At 64.0% G+C, this 15439-nt stretch carries 12 protein-coding genes; 11 read left to right on the top strand and 1 reads right to left on the bottom strand.

The genetic code is table 11. The features are described 5' to 3' along the window. Positions 1-14 precede the first annotated feature (14 nt). The 3 genes from LQ953_RS10395 to LQ953_RS10385 all read left to right on the top strand — a co-directional run bounded on the left by LQ953_RS10395 (position 15) and on the right by LQ953_RS10385 (position 4301). Complete coding sequence (locus LQ953_RS10395) at positions 15-2627, top strand: cation-translocating P-type ATPase (protein ID WP_330999406.1); 2613 nt, start codon at positions 15-17, stop codon at positions 2625-2627. A 271-nt stretch (positions 2628-2898) separates the two neighbouring features. Next, positions 2899-3705, top strand: coding sequence for a universal stress protein (locus LQ953_RS10390; protein ID WP_231030752.1), 807 nt, complete (start codon positions 2899-2901; stop codon positions 3703-3705). A 44-nt stretch (positions 3706-3749) separates the two neighbouring features. Further along, positions 3750-4301 carry a CC0125/CC1285 family lipoprotein gene (locus tag LQ953_RS10385; protein ID WP_231030749.1) on the top strand — a complete coding sequence of 184 codons (552 nt, stop codon included), beginning with the start codon at positions 3750-3752 and terminating at the stop codon, positions 4299-4301. A gap of 328 nt (positions 4302-4629) precedes the next feature. On the opposite strand, the gene LQ953_RS10380 is transcribed toward LQ953_RS10385, so the two are convergent. Next, positions 4630-5124 (bottom strand): Hsp20/alpha crystallin family protein, encoded by a 495-nt coding sequence (locus tag LQ953_RS10380; RefSeq protein ID WP_231030747.1) that lies wholly within the window; start codon positions 5122-5124, stop codon positions 4630-4632. Between the two features lie 694 nt (positions 5125-5818). Between LQ953_RS10380 and LQ953_RS10375 the strand changes: the two genes are divergently transcribed. The 8 genes from LQ953_RS10375 (at position 5819) to LQ953_RS10340 (ending at position 15406) form a co-directional block, all read left to right on the top strand. Next, positions 5819-6379 carry a DUF1269 domain-containing protein gene (locus tag LQ953_RS10375; RefSeq protein WP_231030746.1) on the top strand — a complete coding sequence of 187 codons (561 nt, stop codon included), beginning with the start codon at positions 5819-5821 and terminating at the stop codon, positions 6377-6379. Positions 6380-7631: 1252 nt separating this feature from the next. After that, positions 7632-8246, top strand: coding sequence for a response regulator transcription factor (locus LQ953_RS10370; protein ID WP_231030743.1), 615 nt, complete (start codon positions 7632-7634; stop codon positions 8244-8246). A gap of 675 nt (positions 8247-8921) precedes the next feature. Further along, positions 8922-9443, top strand: a complete 522-nt coding sequence (locus LQ953_RS10365) for an RNA polymerase sigma factor (RefSeq protein WP_269141432.1) — start codon at positions 8922-8924, stop codon at positions 9441-9443. Next, a complete protein-coding gene (locus LQ953_RS10360) occupies positions 9440-10477 on the top strand; it encodes a FecR family protein (protein ID WP_231030740.1) in 1038 nt (345 codons plus the stop codon). The genes LQ953_RS10365 and LQ953_RS10360 overlap by 4 nt, the downstream gene beginning before the upstream one ends. Positions 10478-10617: 140 nt before the next feature. Beyond that, positions 10618-13902: a TonB-dependent receptor gene (locus LQ953_RS10355; RefSeq protein WP_231030738.1), complete on the top strand. Its 3285-nt coding sequence runs from the start codon at positions 10618-10620 to the stop codon at positions 13900-13902. Positions 13903-14317: 415 nt separating this feature from the next. After that, the gene (locus LQ953_RS10350) at positions 14318-14581 is read left to right on the top strand and encodes a hypothetical protein (protein WP_231030737.1); all 264 of its coding nucleotides are present in this window, start codon (positions 14318-14320) and stop codon (positions 14579-14581) included. A gap of 34 nt (positions 14582-14615) precedes the next feature. After that, entirely contained in the window at positions 14616-15128 is a 513-nt protein-coding gene (locus tag LQ953_RS10345; RefSeq protein WP_231030735.1) for an SAM-dependent methyltransferase, read from the top strand. Beyond that, the gene (locus LQ953_RS10340) at positions 15125-15406 is read left to right on the top strand and encodes a hypothetical protein (protein WP_231030733.1); all 282 of its coding nucleotides are present in this window, start codon (positions 15125-15127) and stop codon (positions 15404-15406) included. Before LQ953_RS10345 ends, LQ953_RS10340 begins: the two co-directional genes overlap by 4 nt. Positions 15407-15439 lie beyond the last annotated feature (33 nt).

The following is a 15439-nucleotide window of genomic DNA, read 5'->3' as shown; positions in this document are numbered from 1 at the left end:
ATGATGTTATCTTCGTGAGGCCTGATCCGGCGAACCCCCACCAGCTGCCGTGGCACGTTCTTTCACCGTCGGAATGCCTGGCTCGGCTTGAAGCGAGCGATCATGGTCTGAACGCGAATCAAGTCGCCGAGCGGCGCGAACGCTGGGGACGCAATGCGTTACCGCAGGGGGCGCCCCCCAGCTGGCTGACCTTGCTCATCCGTCAGTTCCAGAACCCGATGATCTATTTGCTGCTGGTCGCGGCAGGGATATCGCTGTGGATGGGGGAGCGAACCGATGCGCTGTTCATCGCCGTCGTCCTCGTGCTCAATGCCGTGGTTGGGGCGGTTCAGGAGGGGAAGGCCGCGGCGAGCGCGGAAGGGCTGCAGCAGTTGGTGAAGCGTGTCGCCCGGGTGGAGCGCGCCGGCCTTGTCGCGGATATCGACGCCGAGGAACTGGTGCCCGGCGACGTGGTGCTGCTCGAGTCCGGGTCGGGCGTTCCCGCCGATCTCAGGCTGTTGTCGGCCATGGACGCAGAAGTGGACGAGTCGCTGCTCACCGGGGAGGCGATGCCGGTCGCCAAGGACGTGCATGCCCGGGTCCCTGAGGACGCCGCAATCGCCGACCGGCAGACCATGGTCTACGCCGGCTCGACGTTTCTTTCGGGCCGGGCGAGCGGCGTCGTGGTCGCCACCGGAAAGTGGACGGAGCTTGGCAGGATCAACAGCGCCGTGCGCCACGCGCCCGCGGCGCCAGCGCCGCTTATCCTCTATCTTGCCAGGCTATCGAAACAGATTGCGCTCGGCATGGCGCTGCTCGTGGCTGCACTTGCTTTGATCCTTTTGCTTCGCGGAACGGCGCCGGCCGAGATCTTGTTGATGGCAGCCGCCCTTGCCGTATCGGCGATACCGGAAGGTCTGCCGGTCGCCGTTACCGTCGGGCTGGCCGTCGCCACGAGGCGAATGGCCGCCCGCCAGGTGCTGGTGCGCAACCTGCCGGCGGTCGAGGGGCTGGGAGCCTGCACGGTCATTGCCACCGACAAGACCGGTACGCTGACGATTAACCAGCTCTCGGTCGAGGCGATTCTGACGCCTTCCGGCGAGCGTCTGCGCGAAGAGTCCTGGTCACCAGTCGACACACGGCTCACCATGCTCGCCCAAGCGGCGGTGGCTTGCAACGAAGCGAACTGGGCGTCCGATGACGAAGCCGTGGGGGACAGCGTCGACGTCGCCTTGTTGCACTTTGGCAGAAAGCATGGCGTCGATGCCGCGCCCGAGCGCGTCGCTCAGTTCCCCTATGAATCCGTCAACTGCTTCGCCAGCGTTCTGGTGCGGGGCGAGGACGAGTTCGTTCTCATCGTCAAGGGCGCGGTCGAGACGGTTGCGGCAATGTGCGATGCGCCGACCGGTACACTCGTTCGGGCCGCCGACGCGCTGGCGGCGGATGGCTATCGCGTGCTGGCGGTGGCCCATCGCCGTGTCTCGTCGCCGGGGGAAATCGATCTGGCACGCCCGCTGGGCCTGACTCCGCTGGGATGTGTCGGACTGATCGACCCCCTGCGCCCGGAGGCCGCGCCGGCGGTGGCCGCGTGCCACGCCGCCGGGGTTCGGGTGTGCATGATCACCGGGGATCACCCGGCGACCGCACTCACCATCGCGCGGCAACTCGGCCTTGCAGAGAGCAGCGACCAGGTGCTGACCGGCGCGCAGATCGCCGAGGTGGAACGCCAGAACGCGCTTGTCCCGGCGATTGACCGTGCCACTGTCTTTGCCCGTACCGATCCGCTGCAGAAGCTGCGGATCGTCGAGGCGTTCCGCGCGATGGGCCATTTTGTCGCCGTCACCGGCGACGGGGTGAACGATGGGCCCGCGCTCCATGCCGCCAACATCGGCATCGCGATGGGAAAAGGGGGCACCGATGTCGCCCGCGGGGCCGCCGACCTGATCCTGGTCGACGACAATTTCGCCTCGATCGTCGCGCGCATCGAGGAAGGCCGCGTCACGTTCGGCAACCTGCGCAAGATCACGATCTTCATGCTTGCCACTGGCCTGGCAGAGATCGCGCTGTTCACCGTCACTATCGCCATCGGCCTTCCTGCGCCGCTGACCGCCGTGCAACTGCTGTGGGGCAACATCATTACCGAGACACCGCAAGCCGTGACCCTTGCGATGGGGCGCGGTTCTGGCGCCGAACTCGATCGCCCCCCGAGCGCGACCGACAGGCAGCTGATCAACCGGTCGGCATTGATACTGATGGCGGTTCCCGCACTGGCAATGGCGCTTTTCGCAACCGGCCTGTTCGGTTGGGAGTTGGGGCGCGGGAAGGCGATCGATGAGGCAAGGAGCAGCGTGCTGCTGGCGCTGGTCCTGTTCGAGAACGCCTTCGTCCTTGCCGTGTCTCGCAAAGTCGGTTCTACCTGGCTGCGATCGTTCGCGCGAAATCGATGGCTTCTGGTGGGTGTCGGCGGCGCGCTGTTCCTGCACCTCGTCGCGATGGCCTATGCGCCCCTGCGCGAGATCCTGGGGCTGACGCCGCTCGATGCGTACAGCATTCTGGCTTGCGTTGCGGGCGCGGCGATCACGCTGATCGGCACGATCCTGGCACAGCGCTGGATCGCGCGACAGGGAGGTGGCCAGAGCGGGGGGTAGCGCGAGGTCGGCTCGGCAATCGCCGCGGACGTCCCGCTTCCGCCATCCGCAGAGGCTTGGATCTGGGGCAAGCAACAAAAGTCGTCCGCATTCGCCGGCGCTCGCACAATCTACGAAGATCGCTGGTGCCGCAGCGAAGTAGGCTGCGTCCTCGTCTCCGTCGTCGACGGCCAGGCCACCAATGTTCCAGGCGTACTCAGGGCGGTTCCGTATACAAACGCGCAAGGAGCGGGCGCATTCAACTGGCTTGTCGCACTGGGAGCTGGCGAAAATGCGATCAATTCTGCTCTATGCAAATGAAGATGCCTGGACGTTGCAGCGCCTTGAAGCGGCGTTGAGAATTGCGACAACCTGCGACAGTCACGTCCATTGCCTGCAACTCACCTCCGCCGACGAATATGTCTTCGCCGACTCGTTCGGAGGCGTTTATCCGATGCTCGACCTGCTTCGCGATGTACGCGCGCAGGAGGAGGCGTTTCAGCAGCAGATCGAGGCGCGCTTGTCGAGGGAAGGGGCGCGTTGGACCTGGATCAATGAGGCCCGTGTTCCCAGCGGCGCGCCGCTCAAGAGGCTGAACCTGATCGATCTGTCGATCGTGAGCTTGGTGAACGAACCCGAAACGTCGGGATCGACACCGGCACCGGCCCGGCTCGCCATGCAATCCGACACGCCGATCCTGGCCATTCTTCCGCATGGTCGGCCTTTCGATACCCGGGGCGATGTAATGGTCGCCTGGAACGGCTCGCCCGAGGCAGCCCGTGCGCTGCGCGCGGCCGTGCCGCTGATCCGGTTCGCGTCGAGCGTCACGATCGTCGAGGTGATCGAACATCGCGGGCAGCGAAGTGCGATCGATGCAGCGGAGTATCTAGGCTATCATGACATAAAGGCCGAGGTTCGTGAGCATTTGATCGACCAAGAGGCCGTCGCCGACGCCCTGCGACGAGCCGCGATCGAAACAGCCGCTTCGTACATTGTGATGGGTGCTTACGGAAAGTCGCGTTTGCGCGAGCGCGTTCTCGGCGGTGTCACGGCCAGTCTCACGAAGGATAGCCCATGCAGCCTTCTGATGAGCCACTGATAATGAGAAGGAGCAAGTCGATGACGAGCACTTGTAAAAGGCAAATGGGCCAGGCCGCCATTATAGTGGTGCTATTTGCACTGACGAGCTGCGCCACGCCGACGCCCTATCAGCCGCTTGGTAGTGGCGCCAGTCGCGCAAGCGGCGGCTATTCGGATCAGCAGCTTTCTCCCGACCGGTTCCGCGTCACGTTCACAGGCAATACATTGACGTCGCGACAGACGGTCGAGAATTACCTGCTCTATCGTGCGGCCGAGCTCACGCTTCAGGAGGGATTTGACAGCTTCACGATCGTTAATCGTGCGACCGACCGGGATGTGCAGACGCGGGTCAACGCCGACCCCACCTTTGCTGGCCCGTATGGCTGGTGGCGCCCGTCATGGCGCTATTACGGCGGTGGGGCCTGGCGCAGTTGGAATCCTTGGTATGGCGATCCGTTCTGGGCGGACAGGATCGATATCAGCACTGTGAGCCGCTACGAGGCGACGGCCGAGATTTTCATGAGCAAGGGCGCGAAGCCCAGCGAACGATCGACATTTGACGCACGGCAGGTGATCGCGAGCCTCCGCAGCACGGTGCGATACCCGCGCAACTGACACGCGAAACGTGGGGGCCGCACCGGCGGTCCTCACCCGCACCACCGCAAATGGTTCACTTCAGGCCTAACAGCCGCTGGCAATGGCGCGCGATCACCGCCTCTTCGTCGGCCGCGATGATGCGCACGACGACCTTGCTGTCGCCGGCGTTGATTAGCGCTCGCGGTGCGCCCGCGCCGCAGCAATAAGCTGGTGATATGCGGCGCGAAGACGGGCTATGGTGTCTCCGATCGGCGACAGGTCGGTGGGCGATTGGCCGGCGGACGATGCGTCCGATCGCATCGCCACGCTCGGCTAATCGTGCTTGCGGGGCTTGGCCCGCGCGGGTTCAGCCGGCCTCCACCGGGATTTGCTGCTTGCGGCCTTCGGCTGACTTGTCCTTGGGCATGGTGATCGCAAGAACGCCCTTGGTCACACGGGCCTTGATCGCGCTGGTGTCGGCATCGTGGGGCAGCGCGATCTCACGCTCGAAACGGCCATAGGAGCGCTCCGAATAACTGTAGTCGGACGCCGACTCGGCTCGTTCCTCACGCTTCTCGCCAGCGATTTTCAGCATGCCATCGGTCACCGAGATTTCGACATCCTCTGCGTCGATGCCAGGCACCTCGGCGGTCAATTGGTAGCCGTCATCCGTTTCGGTCATGTCGATCGCTGGAGACGACATAGGAAAGCGGATCTGGCCCGCCTGGAGTTGTTGAAGCCTGGCTGGGATATCCTCGAACCAGCGATCCATTTCCGCACGCAGCCGCCCGAGGGGTGCGAGTCGTTGCGAAAAGGGCGAGTGGCGCCCCGAGCTGGATTGCAGAGCTACGTCACGCGTCATGTTAACCTCCGTCTTTCAACTTCGGTGGAAGCTACTTCCGTGCTGGGTTGAAGTGCATAAGTGACACCCCCATCGGGGTTGCCCCGCAGTTGAGCCTTGTCGCCGCAGGGCGAGGGCGCACTTGCGACCTTGCATTGCTGGTGAGGGCCAAGTGCTTTACCCACAGGCACTCTGAGGCGGGACGACTGGCCGCTGTGTTCCTCGAACACATAAAATGCATGAACAGTATTTGTAGGTTTTTCTGCGTATCCACAGCCCCTTGCGGCGCGGGTTACAAGCGCAGTGTAGCCGGGAAAGACCTTCTGAGCGCCGGATACTTGAAATCGCAAGAATCTGGTCGGCTCGGCCGGGTGATTCAACAACAACGTCTGCACCGCTGCGGCGGTGCCGGCACGGCCGAGCCGCCGGCACGCAGGACTCAGGGCAGAGATGGAGGACAGCGGTCTCTGTCATGACGAACGCTCCCGGACACTTGATGACCCGCCGGAACTCTTCCCGCCGCTTGGGAAGAACCGGTCGGAACCTGCACCCCGCCGTTATCCTTCCCCAAATGGCGGGGTGCACTTTTTCGACGCGGCACCCGGGCCTGCTGAGGTCAGACGGGGAACCGGTCGCCCGCAGCGCCATCGAGTGTAGGGCGGGGCCAACAATGGATGCCGCGCCTCCAGGTTAGATGGAACAGAGGAGTAGGAAGATGGCCGAGTTGATTTCAGTCGGATTCGACGACCTGAAGGAAGCCGATAACGTCCTGGCGAGGCTGAATCGCCTGCAGAAAGAGTATCTCATCGACCTGGAAGACGCCGTGGTCGCCATCCGTCAGCCGGACGGCAAGGTGAACCTGAAACAAAGCGTCAATTTGGTTGGCGCGGGGGCAGCGTCGGGCGGGGTTTCCGGCATGCTGTGGGGTACGCTGGTTGGCCTGCTGTTCTTGAATCCGCTCGCCGGCATGGCGGTAGGTGGCGCGGTGGGGCTCGGCGCCGGCGCGCTGTCGGGCTCGCTCGTGGATTATGGGGTCGATGACTCGTTCGTGCGCGAACTGGCTGAGACGTTGAAACCCGACTCGTCTGCGCTGTTCATCCTGGTTCGCCGCGTTCAGCCTGAACGCGTGCTCGCAGAGCTTCGGGATGTTCGCGGACACATTCTGCGCACGTCACTGTCGCACGAGCAGGAGGCGAATCTCGCGGCAGCCTTGGCTGCCCACAACGACGACGTGGCGAGCGCGGCGCGCGAGAATGAAAACGAAGCGGTTCTGTGATCTTCCTCGTCGGGAGGCGCTGATCAGACCAGCGTCTGCCGACACCTACGGCCGGTCGATCGTCCCGGGCGTATCGGATGAGAGGATGCAGCACGTACTGTTCGATGGTCTCGGCACGGCATCATGCCTGGGTGCTCACGCTTGATTCAGTGCAGACTGCGCTTGGTTCCAGCTGGCGGCATAGGCAGCACCTAGCTGGCGGGCACCGCGGTGACGACACAGGGTGGCCAGGAGACATGATGACAGCCTGTGCGACCCGCCGCGCCCTACAGACACGTCAGGGGGCGTGGGCTGCGCAGATACTGGGGCCTGATTAGGAGGGCAGCCGCAATTGCTAGCTCGCCATGCTTTGCATTTGCTGGTGGCAGCGTAGCCAAAGCTCAAAGCGCAGCCGACGCATCTCCTTGCGACATTCCTGACTTACTGCTCAAGCGCCGCAACTGTGCTTCCAACGACTCCCGTCTGTCAGTGTCCCCGAAAGGGGTGGGCGCGTGGCATTCTACCGCTCCCGTAAGAACAGCTACGCCGCCAAGGGACCCGAATTTTGGCCCCGACAGGGTCCCAAAGGAGCGAGCATTATGCGCCGCGCTGATGTCGACTTGGGCTGCCGCAACGCCATAGGTACAGATACTCATTCCATTGATAAGTTAGCGGAAATAACCTGTCCAGATTGGGCAAGCGTGAATCGCGCCAGGCAAACTAATCGAAGATCTGGAGGGCCTGCTTGAGAACGGATTTGGAGTATGTGCGCGCCCGGATTCGAGCCGAGTTGAACGCTGCCGCCTGCGCCAAGTGCGTTGAGGCTCGCGTAATCCATCTCGAAATGGCCAAGCGCTACCGCATGATTGTAGAGGAGGCCGAGGAGGATGGAGGAGTGGCATGAACTATTAACCACCAGATAATGATTACTTGTAAATCAACCAAATTAGGCCTGGCGTGCATGCTTGGCAGGGGGAAGGCATCTTGTTCAGCGAATTTTCAGTAAACGATGGCGCTTCCAGGAGGGTTCACAATCGTGCAATAATTGCGCTGTATTCCGGATTGTGCGGTCCTACCCCTCTGTTTTCCGCGATTTCGCCTAAGTTTGCCGCTGTCGTTTTCTCGCCAGCTGAAAGCATCAACGCTGATTGAATGAGCCCGAGTGCATAGTGCGCGGCGGGACGGTAGTTGGTTTGTGTTTAGTAACCCCTCTGCGCCTGACGCCCGGCATCAACAATGATGCGAGCGATCAGGTCGAAAATGGGAGCGTAGCATGCAGGTACATGTGGTCGATGAAGAGATTGCAAGCCGGCGATCCTTGGGACTGATCCTTCAGCGACTTGGTCACAGAGTCAGGTTTTTTGTATCGGGACATGCTCTGGTGACCGCTCAAGATGTCGAGCCTGGCTGCGTCTTGCTCGATCTGTGCACATCAGATCTCGCCGCTCTGGATGTGCTCAACGAACTGAGCGATCGCCGAGATACCTTGCCGGCTATCATCATCGCGCGACTTGATGATTTCGGTACTGCGGTGAGCGCTATGAAGATGGGGGCGATCGATGTGCTTGCGAAACCCGTGCAGCCGAACGAATTGGCTACGTCAATCGAGCTTGCAGAATCCACATTGCAGCGTGCGTCCCGCCGCCAGGATCTCGCCAAGCGGGCCGAAACGCGGCTGCAGCGGCTAACACGGCGCGAGCGCGAAGTGCTAGCGGGAGTCGCTCGAGGGCAGACCAACAAGACCATCGGGGTGGACCTAGGAATAAGTCCGCGGACCGTGGAGATCCATCGCGCGCATCTCACCGAGAAGCTGGACGTTCACAATCTCTCCGAGCTTTTACGCCTGGTCTATGAGTCCGAACTCGGTGACGACGACGCTGCGGCGTGAGTATGCGGTTTGGTCGCGCCCCAACAGCGAATGCTGCTCTACGGCAAGCTTTCGCTATTCGCCCGATGATGCTCTGCTCACGGTCATTGACCAAAACGCAGGGCTATTCTCGCCCGCGGTTTGGGGCAGGGATTATGCGGCAATGTCTTGATATCAGCGCAACTTATCTGTTTATCGACGTGTTAGGTACGACTGATCTATTGTCGAAGTAATCTGCGGAACACGCTCAACGAGATGGTTGTTCTAATGCGGACAGACCGCTTTCCGCTCACAAGCCGACCCTGGCTCAGGCTCCCTTCGGAGCGGATGAGAATCGTGAGTTCGACCCAGGGCGGTGACAGAGAACTCAGATTGCGCGGTGGCTCTTGTTTCGCCGGAGCGGAGGCGGCAGCTGCGCGCCCAATAGATGGTGCCTCAAGCGGCTGACCTGGGAGCTTCCGCGCCGGCCGGCGTTCCGCACCGGCCGGGAAAGCGTTGCGAACACACGGCGGTTCAAACGCTTGCCTGGTGAGCGCGGTGATCGCCCCTAGAAGGGACTATAGCACCTGACACGATATCGCGTATCCAACGGTGTATTTGCCCGTATGCGCTTAGTATGTTGACGGCGGCGGGGAGGGACGTGCCAACGCTGTCCCTCCTGCTGGCTTGTGCGTCCTAAGAACAGGTCTAGGGCCGATGGGAGATGGACGCGTGCAGCAGGAAAGGGTCAGTGAACAGACGCATCTGCATCACCGCTGGCGTCCGGCCCTGATGGCGTTCTTTCTGCGCCGCGTGCGCGACCATGGTGAAGCCGAGGACCTGACGCAGGAGGTGTTCGTACGGCTGCTCGATATCGATGCGCAGGCCCGATCCGCCGATGCCTATGTCTTCCAGATCGCGGCGAACCTCATCATCGATCGCGCGCGCCGTGCGCGGGTCCGTGCGGAATTCCGCGAAGCAGCCGGTAGGCATGACGACCGCCATGTCGAGCCGCTCGATCCCCATCGCATCGCGGCCGCACGCGGGCAACTCGCCACGATCACTGCTGCCCTCGACAGTCTGCCGGAGCGAACCCGCACGATCTTCATGCTCTATCGCCTTGAGAATATGAGCCAGCAGATGATCGCCGACAGCTTCGGCATCAGCCCGAGCGGGGTGAAGAAGCATGTCGCCAAGGCGATGGCATGCCTGATGGCGCGTCAGCGGGATCTGTCATGAGCGTGTCCGAGAGCAGCCACGCGCCGACCCGCGACGAACAGGCGGCCTATTGGTGCATCACCCTTGCAGAGGGCGAGCTTGAGGCCGCCGAACGTGCCGAGTTCGGTGTCTGGATCGACGACCTGGCCAATGCGCGGGCGCTGGACGAGGCGACTGCGGTGTGGAACGCCACGGCGGAACTGGGCGAGACGCCCGAACTGATCGGGCATCGGGCTGCTGCGCTGGAAAGCCTCCAACGCGTCAATGGCCGCCGCTGGGCGCGACCGATCTCCGGAGGATGGCGATGGGCCGCCGGAATGGCGGCCATGCTGGCGGTCGTGCTGCTTGGCACCCTGTTTCTGCGCACGGCGACGACCGAGTACCGCACCGGAATCGGCGAACGCCGGGTCGCGATCCTGGCGGACGGATCGAGGCTGTCACTGGACGCGGACAGCGTGGTGCGGGTGCGGCTGCTGAAGGAACGACGGGAGCTGACGCTGGTGCGCGGGCGCGCCAAGTTTGACGTGGCGAAGGACCCGCTGCGGCCGTTCGCCGTCACCGTGGGTCCCCGGATGGTCGTCGCCACCGGCACGTCCTTCAGTGTCGAAATGCGCCGCGAGCAGATGCGCGTGGTCTTGTACGAGGGGCGGGTGGCCGTGCTCGACACGGCCGGAGAACGGCCACGGCCCGACCATAAGCGGGTTAACGCGTTGGCGCAGGGCTCGGCTGAGATGATCCTGACCCCAGGTCGCGAACTCGTCGCACCGCTAAGGCGGATCGGCGATGCTCGGGTGACGAGCGCAGATCCGGTGCGGTCGCTTGCTTGGGAATCCGGCCAGTTGAGCTTTGACGATGAGCCGCTCGCCTCTGCGGTGGCCCAGGTCAATCGCTATGCGCGCGAGCGGATCGTGATAGGGGATCCGCGGCTCGCCGATGTTCGGATCAGCGGCTTCTTCACCGCGGGCGACACCGGAGCCTTTCTCGATGCACTCGCTGAACTGTCGCCGGCCCGGGCACGGCGGCAGGGATCGGAGATCGTCCTGCGGCACGAATGACCCGGCCGGGTTGCCGCTGATCCTTCGCCCGTGCGAGTCCGGATAGGAAATCGCAAACCGTAACGAACTTTTCTGCTGTCCCGTCGCGGCTCCCGTGCGTCCTACATCAACGGCAGGGGGTGCCGGAAGAAGGGGGCAGAATGTTCGATCGAGTGCTTCGCAGCCAATTCGCGTCCGTGGCCATGGTCGCGCTGTCGGTCGCTATGGTGGGCGGACACGCAGCGCCAGCCATGGCGCAGGAGCAGAACTTCGCGCTGGACATGCGCGCGCAGGACCTCGCCGACGCACTGCGCGATTTCGCCAGGAACACTCGCCAGCAGGTCGCTTTCGACGCGCGCACGGTAGCAGGCAAGCGTGCGCCCGCAGTGCGCGGCCGCTATTCGACCGGCACGGCTCTGGAACTGCTTCTGCGCGGCTCTGGGCTGCGATTTCGAAAAGCCGCGTCGGGCGTGATCATTATCAGTGCTCCGGCGCGGCGTGACGCAGCGAGCGACCTCGAAGCAGAGTCAGCACCGGCGCAAGCGCCGGCCGTGCCGGTCGGCGCGGACGATAACCCCGATGCTCCCGCGGTGATCGTCGTCACCGGCACGCGCATCGCCTCGGGCGTCGCGAATACCCCCAATCCCGTCGTGTCGCTCGATCGCAGGGTGATCGAGGCGTCTGGGACGACAAACATCACCGACGTCCTGGCCGGCTATCCCGCGCTCCAGGGATCGTCCACCTCGGCGCAGAACAGCGGACAACGCGCCCTCGCCAACGGGCAGACCGGGCTCAACCTCCTCAACCTCCGCAACCTGGGTGCCGAGCGCACCCTCGTCCTGGTGAACGGGAGGCGCCATGTCGCGTCGGTTCCCGGCAGCCAGGCGGTCGACATCAATACCATCCCAAGCGATCTGGTCGAGCGGGTCGACATCCTCACCGGTGGCGCCTCCGCCGTCTACGGCGCCGACGGCGTGACCGGCGTGGTGAACTTCATCATGCGACAGGACTTCGACGGCATCTCGGCGCGTGGGCAGGCCGGCATTTCGGAGCGCGGCGACGCAGGACAGCGCCTGTTTGCCCTCACGGCCGGCAAGAATTTCGCCGAAGGCCGGGGCAACATCGTCCTCGCCTATGAACATGGCGAGGAAGACCGGCTGCTGAATGCCGACCGACGGCAGTTGAGCGGGCCGGGAAAGCGCACCTTCTTCCTGAACCCCGACGATCCGGAAAACGCCTTCGACTATGCCGGCCCGAACGACAACGGCATCCCGGACAATGTTCCGCTGGCCAATGTCCGCTACATCGATAGCGCGCGCGAGGGCGGCATCGACGTCGATTTCGACGGCATGCCCGATTATCTGGTGGACGGCACCGGTGCCGTGCTTCCGTTCCGGTCCGGAACATTCGTCCCCTATTCGTTCACCCAGGGTGGCAGCGGCACGCTTGTGGCCGACTTCGGTGACGATCTTCTACCCGGAAACCGCCGCGACATCCTGTCCGCCAATGCACGGTTCGAGGTGTCGCCCGCGCTGACCCTGTTCGCCGAGGCCAAGGTCGCACAGACCAAGGCCTTTTCCCTTTCGCAGCCGACCTACGACATCTACCTGTTCCTTCCAGCAGATAACGCCTTTATTCCCGACGCCATCCGGCCCCTGATCAGCCCGGACATCGGCGGAGTCCTGCTGAACCGCGACGAGTTCGGCCTCGGGCGGCCGGATCAGGATATCCGCCGCCGCACCTATCGGTCCGTAGTCGGCGCGCGTGGAGCGATCAGCGATCACGCCCGCTACGAGGCGTCCTATACCTTCGGACGAACCGACATCCGCAGCCGGTCGCGCAATGCCGTGCTCAGCGACCGGTTCTACGCCGCAATCGATGCCGTCACCGATCCCGTCACGGGCCAGCCGACATGCCGGGTCAATCTTGATCCCAGCTGGACGCCCGACCAGCCGATGGCCTTCCCGCGCGTGGCGCTCCCCCCCACGACTTTCCGACCCGGCGAATGCGTACCGCTCAACCTGTTTGGTGAGAATGCCGCGTCCAGCGAGGCGCTCAACTTCATTCGCCAGACCACCGACGACCGCGCGCGGCTCGAACAGCATGTCGCAACCGCATCGGTGTCCGGCGACTTCGGCCAGCTCTTCACCCTGCCCGGCGGAGCGGTCGGCTTCGCCATCGGCGCGGAATATCGGAAGGAAAGCAGCCGCTACGCGCCCGACGCGCAGAAGGTGGGCGGCAACACTTTCGGCGGCGTGGTGACGGCCAACCGCGGCGCGTTTGACGTGAAGGAAGCCTTTGCCGAGCTTCGCGCGCCATTGCTCAAGGACGTGCCCTTCGCCGATCGCCTGGAGTTCGGCGCGGCGCTTCGCGTCTCGGATTATTCGACGATCGGCACCGCCACGACCTGGAAGGTTGACGGTCTCTATTCACCGATCCGGGACATCGCGCTGACCGGCACCTATTCCGTGGCGATCCGCGCGCCCAATGTCGGGGAACTGTTCGCCGGGCAATCGCAGACCTCGGCGGCGATCGCCGATCCGTGCAACGCCAACGAGATCCAGAACGGTACCGCCAATCGCGCCGCGAATTGCGCAACCCTGCTGCAATCCCTCGGCGTCGCCGATCCGACCCGCTATCGCGACGCCCGCGGCGTCGTGCTGCCCGGGCTGACGCAGGGCAATCCCGACCTCAGCGAGGAAACCGCAAAGACTTGGACCGCAGGTATCGTCCTGTCGCCCAGCTTCGTGCCCCGGCTCACGCTGCGGGCGGACTGGTATGACATCAGGCTGAAGCAGGCGATCAACACTGCCGACCCGGCGACCATCGCGCAGCTCTGCGTCGATCAGCCTTCGCTGGCCAATCCGTTCTGCGCCGCGATCATCCGCCAGAACGGCACGGGCGGGGGTGCTGGCCCGGGCAACATCGTCGGGTTCTCGGTCCAGCCGTTCAACGTCTCGCAGTTCAGTACCGCTGGGCTGGACGTCGCACTCAACTATCGCCTGCCGACCTCCCGCCTGGGCACCTTCAGCCTGAACGTCGTCGGCAATTACCTCGATCGCCTCCAGGGCATCGAGACCCCGGGGGCGGAGACCACCGACCAGCGGGGCGAACGCTTCGCGCCGAAATTCTCTGCGAACGCCGACCTTTCTTGGACCCAGGGCCCGGTCACTGTGAACTACGGTCTGAACTGGATCGACAAGACCTCGCGCTTCACCAACCGCCAGATGGCGGGCAATCCGGACATCGTCGACCCCAAGTATCGCTACCTGAAGCAGCGGTGGCAGCATGACCTTTACGTCGCAGTCGACGTCGAGCAGCGCCTGGAGGTGTATGCGGGCGCGAACAATCTGTTCGACCAGAAACCGGAACTGGATACGCTGATCTACCCGGTCAGCCCCGTGGGACGCTTCCTGTATGCCGGGTTCCGCATGAAGCTGGACTGACCTATCCTCCGGCGCCCGATGGACGTTGATGTCTTCTCGGGCGCTTCCGACGCTCTGTGCTTCGGCTCAAGCCGCTAATCGTGCTGGCGATGATGCTCGTCATCGCCGGTAGGGGACTTGGTGGTGGGAGCGGCGGATGCTGCGGCAAACTCACCCGAATGCTTGCACTACCCCAAATCGACAGTTGCGCCGCTCGTATGTAGGCTGGGCAAGCCGCCCCAGGTCACCCGAGCGGTAAAACGCTACGCAAATGCTATGGCGGACGGCCTTCCCCTGTCTCGAATTGCTATGCGGAAGGGCATAATTCCGCTTGTGCATGAACAACGGCCATTCTCGTGCGAGCAGCCCTGATGCTGACGGCTCCTGGCTCGGTCGATCCGTCCATGCTGGTGCAACACTATCAGGAGCGTCCCAAGTGGCGTCGATCAGCGATCCGGAGCCCGACCAACGCGGCTCGATCTTCTTTGTAGGTCAGGATGAGGCCGGCCATTGGCTGGTTCAGGAAAGTACGGGGCAGATGGAGGGCCGCTTCGTGTCCTTCGCCGCCGCGATGGGGTTCGCGCGCGCCGAGCGGTATGCGTTCCATGCCGAGGTGGTGGTCTCCACCGCACCGCTCGTGCCGCACGTCCCTTTCATGCCGGCCGGCGCGGACGAACGCGCAACCGCCCGCGCCGCCTGAGTCTGCCGGCAGCCCTCCACGAGGAAAACCAGTCATGATCGCCAAGCCATCCCGCACAGCGCGCGCGCCGCGCCGTGCATCACCGCCTGCAAATTCCCATGGCATCGGACAGGGGGGCCGCGCCGCGCACGATAGCCGCTGGACAGCGCTCGCCCAGCTGCTCGAAGAACTGCGCGATGCGGGTCGCCGCAGCATCCGGATCATCGACGCGGACTGCGGCGCCGGCTGCCTGCTGATCCATGCCGCACACCATGCGCGGGCGTTCGGGTTCACTGCGGTCGAAGGGCGCGGCATCGATGGCGTGCCGCAGCTCGTCGGCCGCGCGCGTGCCGCTGCGGCACGGCTTGCCAATCCCGGGGTCGGCCTGCGCTTCGAAATGGCGGACCTGCTTGTCGCGCTGGATCAGGAGGCCGAATTCCCGGCCGACATCGCGCTTTGGCGCGGCAAGCCGGCGGGGTTGGAAGAAGCCCGGGTCGTTGAGGCACTGCACCGCGCGGCACGTCGGGTGATCACCGATCGCAGCGTCGACGCGGAGACGTACGCATGACCGGCCGAGACTTGCACTGGCGGCTGGGCGGGCTTGCGCTTTTCGCTGCCGCGGCGGGCCTCGTGCTCGTCTCCAATGTGGACGCCGTGAAATCCAATGCCGGTCTGAGCGCGCCGCTCGGGCTGGTCGCGTTCCTCCTGTACCTGGCCGGCGCGGTGCTGGTGATCCAGGGCGAGCGCCTGCCGCGTGCCTGGGCTGCCCGGCACCTGGCGCGGCCGCAGCGCCCTGCGGCCCGGCCAAGGGTCAAGTCCAGGGTGGGCGGTCGCACCCGCCCCTGATCGCCTGCGGCCAGCAAGAGCTATCCAAGACAT

The organism is Sphingomonas sp. IC-56 (assembly GCF_021043375.1).
Lineage (GTDB): Bacteria > Pseudomonadota > Alphaproteobacteria > Sphingomonadales > Sphingomonadaceae > Sphingomonas.
The sequence above is the reverse complement of the archived record's forward strand: the minus strand, read 5'-3'. Positions and strand labels throughout refer to the sequence as shown.

Coding starts and splice junctions, on each gene's coding strand:
- LQ953_RS10390 (WP_231030752.1), top strand. CDS start 2,899: ATGCGATCAATTCTGCTCTATGCAAATGAAGATGCCTGGACGTTGCAG.
- LQ953_RS10385 (WP_231030749.1), top strand. CDS start 3,750: ATGGGCCAGGCCGCCATTATAGTGGTGCTATTTGCACTGACGAGCTGC.
- LQ953_RS10380 (WP_231030747.1), bottom strand. CDS start 5,124: ATGACGCGTGACGTAGCTCTGCAATCCAGCTCGGGGCGCCACTCGCCC.
- LQ953_RS10375 (WP_231030746.1), top strand. CDS start 5,819: ATGGCCGAGTTGATTTCAGTCGGATTCGACGACCTGAAGGAAGCCGAT.
- LQ953_RS10370 (WP_231030743.1), top strand. CDS start 7,632: ATGCAGGTACATGTGGTCGATGAAGAGATTGCAAGCCGGCGATCCTTG.
- LQ953_RS10365 (WP_269141432.1), top strand. CDS start 8,922: ATGGGAGATGGACGCGTGCAGCAGGAAAGGGTCAGTGAACAGACGCAT.
- LQ953_RS10360 (WP_231030740.1), top strand. CDS start 9,440: ATGAGCGTGTCCGAGAGCAGCCACGCGCCGACCCGCGACGAACAGGCG.
- LQ953_RS10355 (WP_231030738.1), top strand. CDS start 10,618: ATGTTCGATCGAGTGCTTCGCAGCCAATTCGCGTCCGTGGCCATGGTC.
- LQ953_RS10345 (WP_231030735.1), top strand. CDS start 14,616: ATGATCGCCAAGCCATCCCGCACAGCGCGCGCGCCGCGCCGTGCATCA.
- LQ953_RS10340 (WP_231030733.1), top strand. CDS start 15,125: ATGACCGGCCGAGACTTGCACTGGCGGCTGGGCGGGCTTGCGCTTTTC.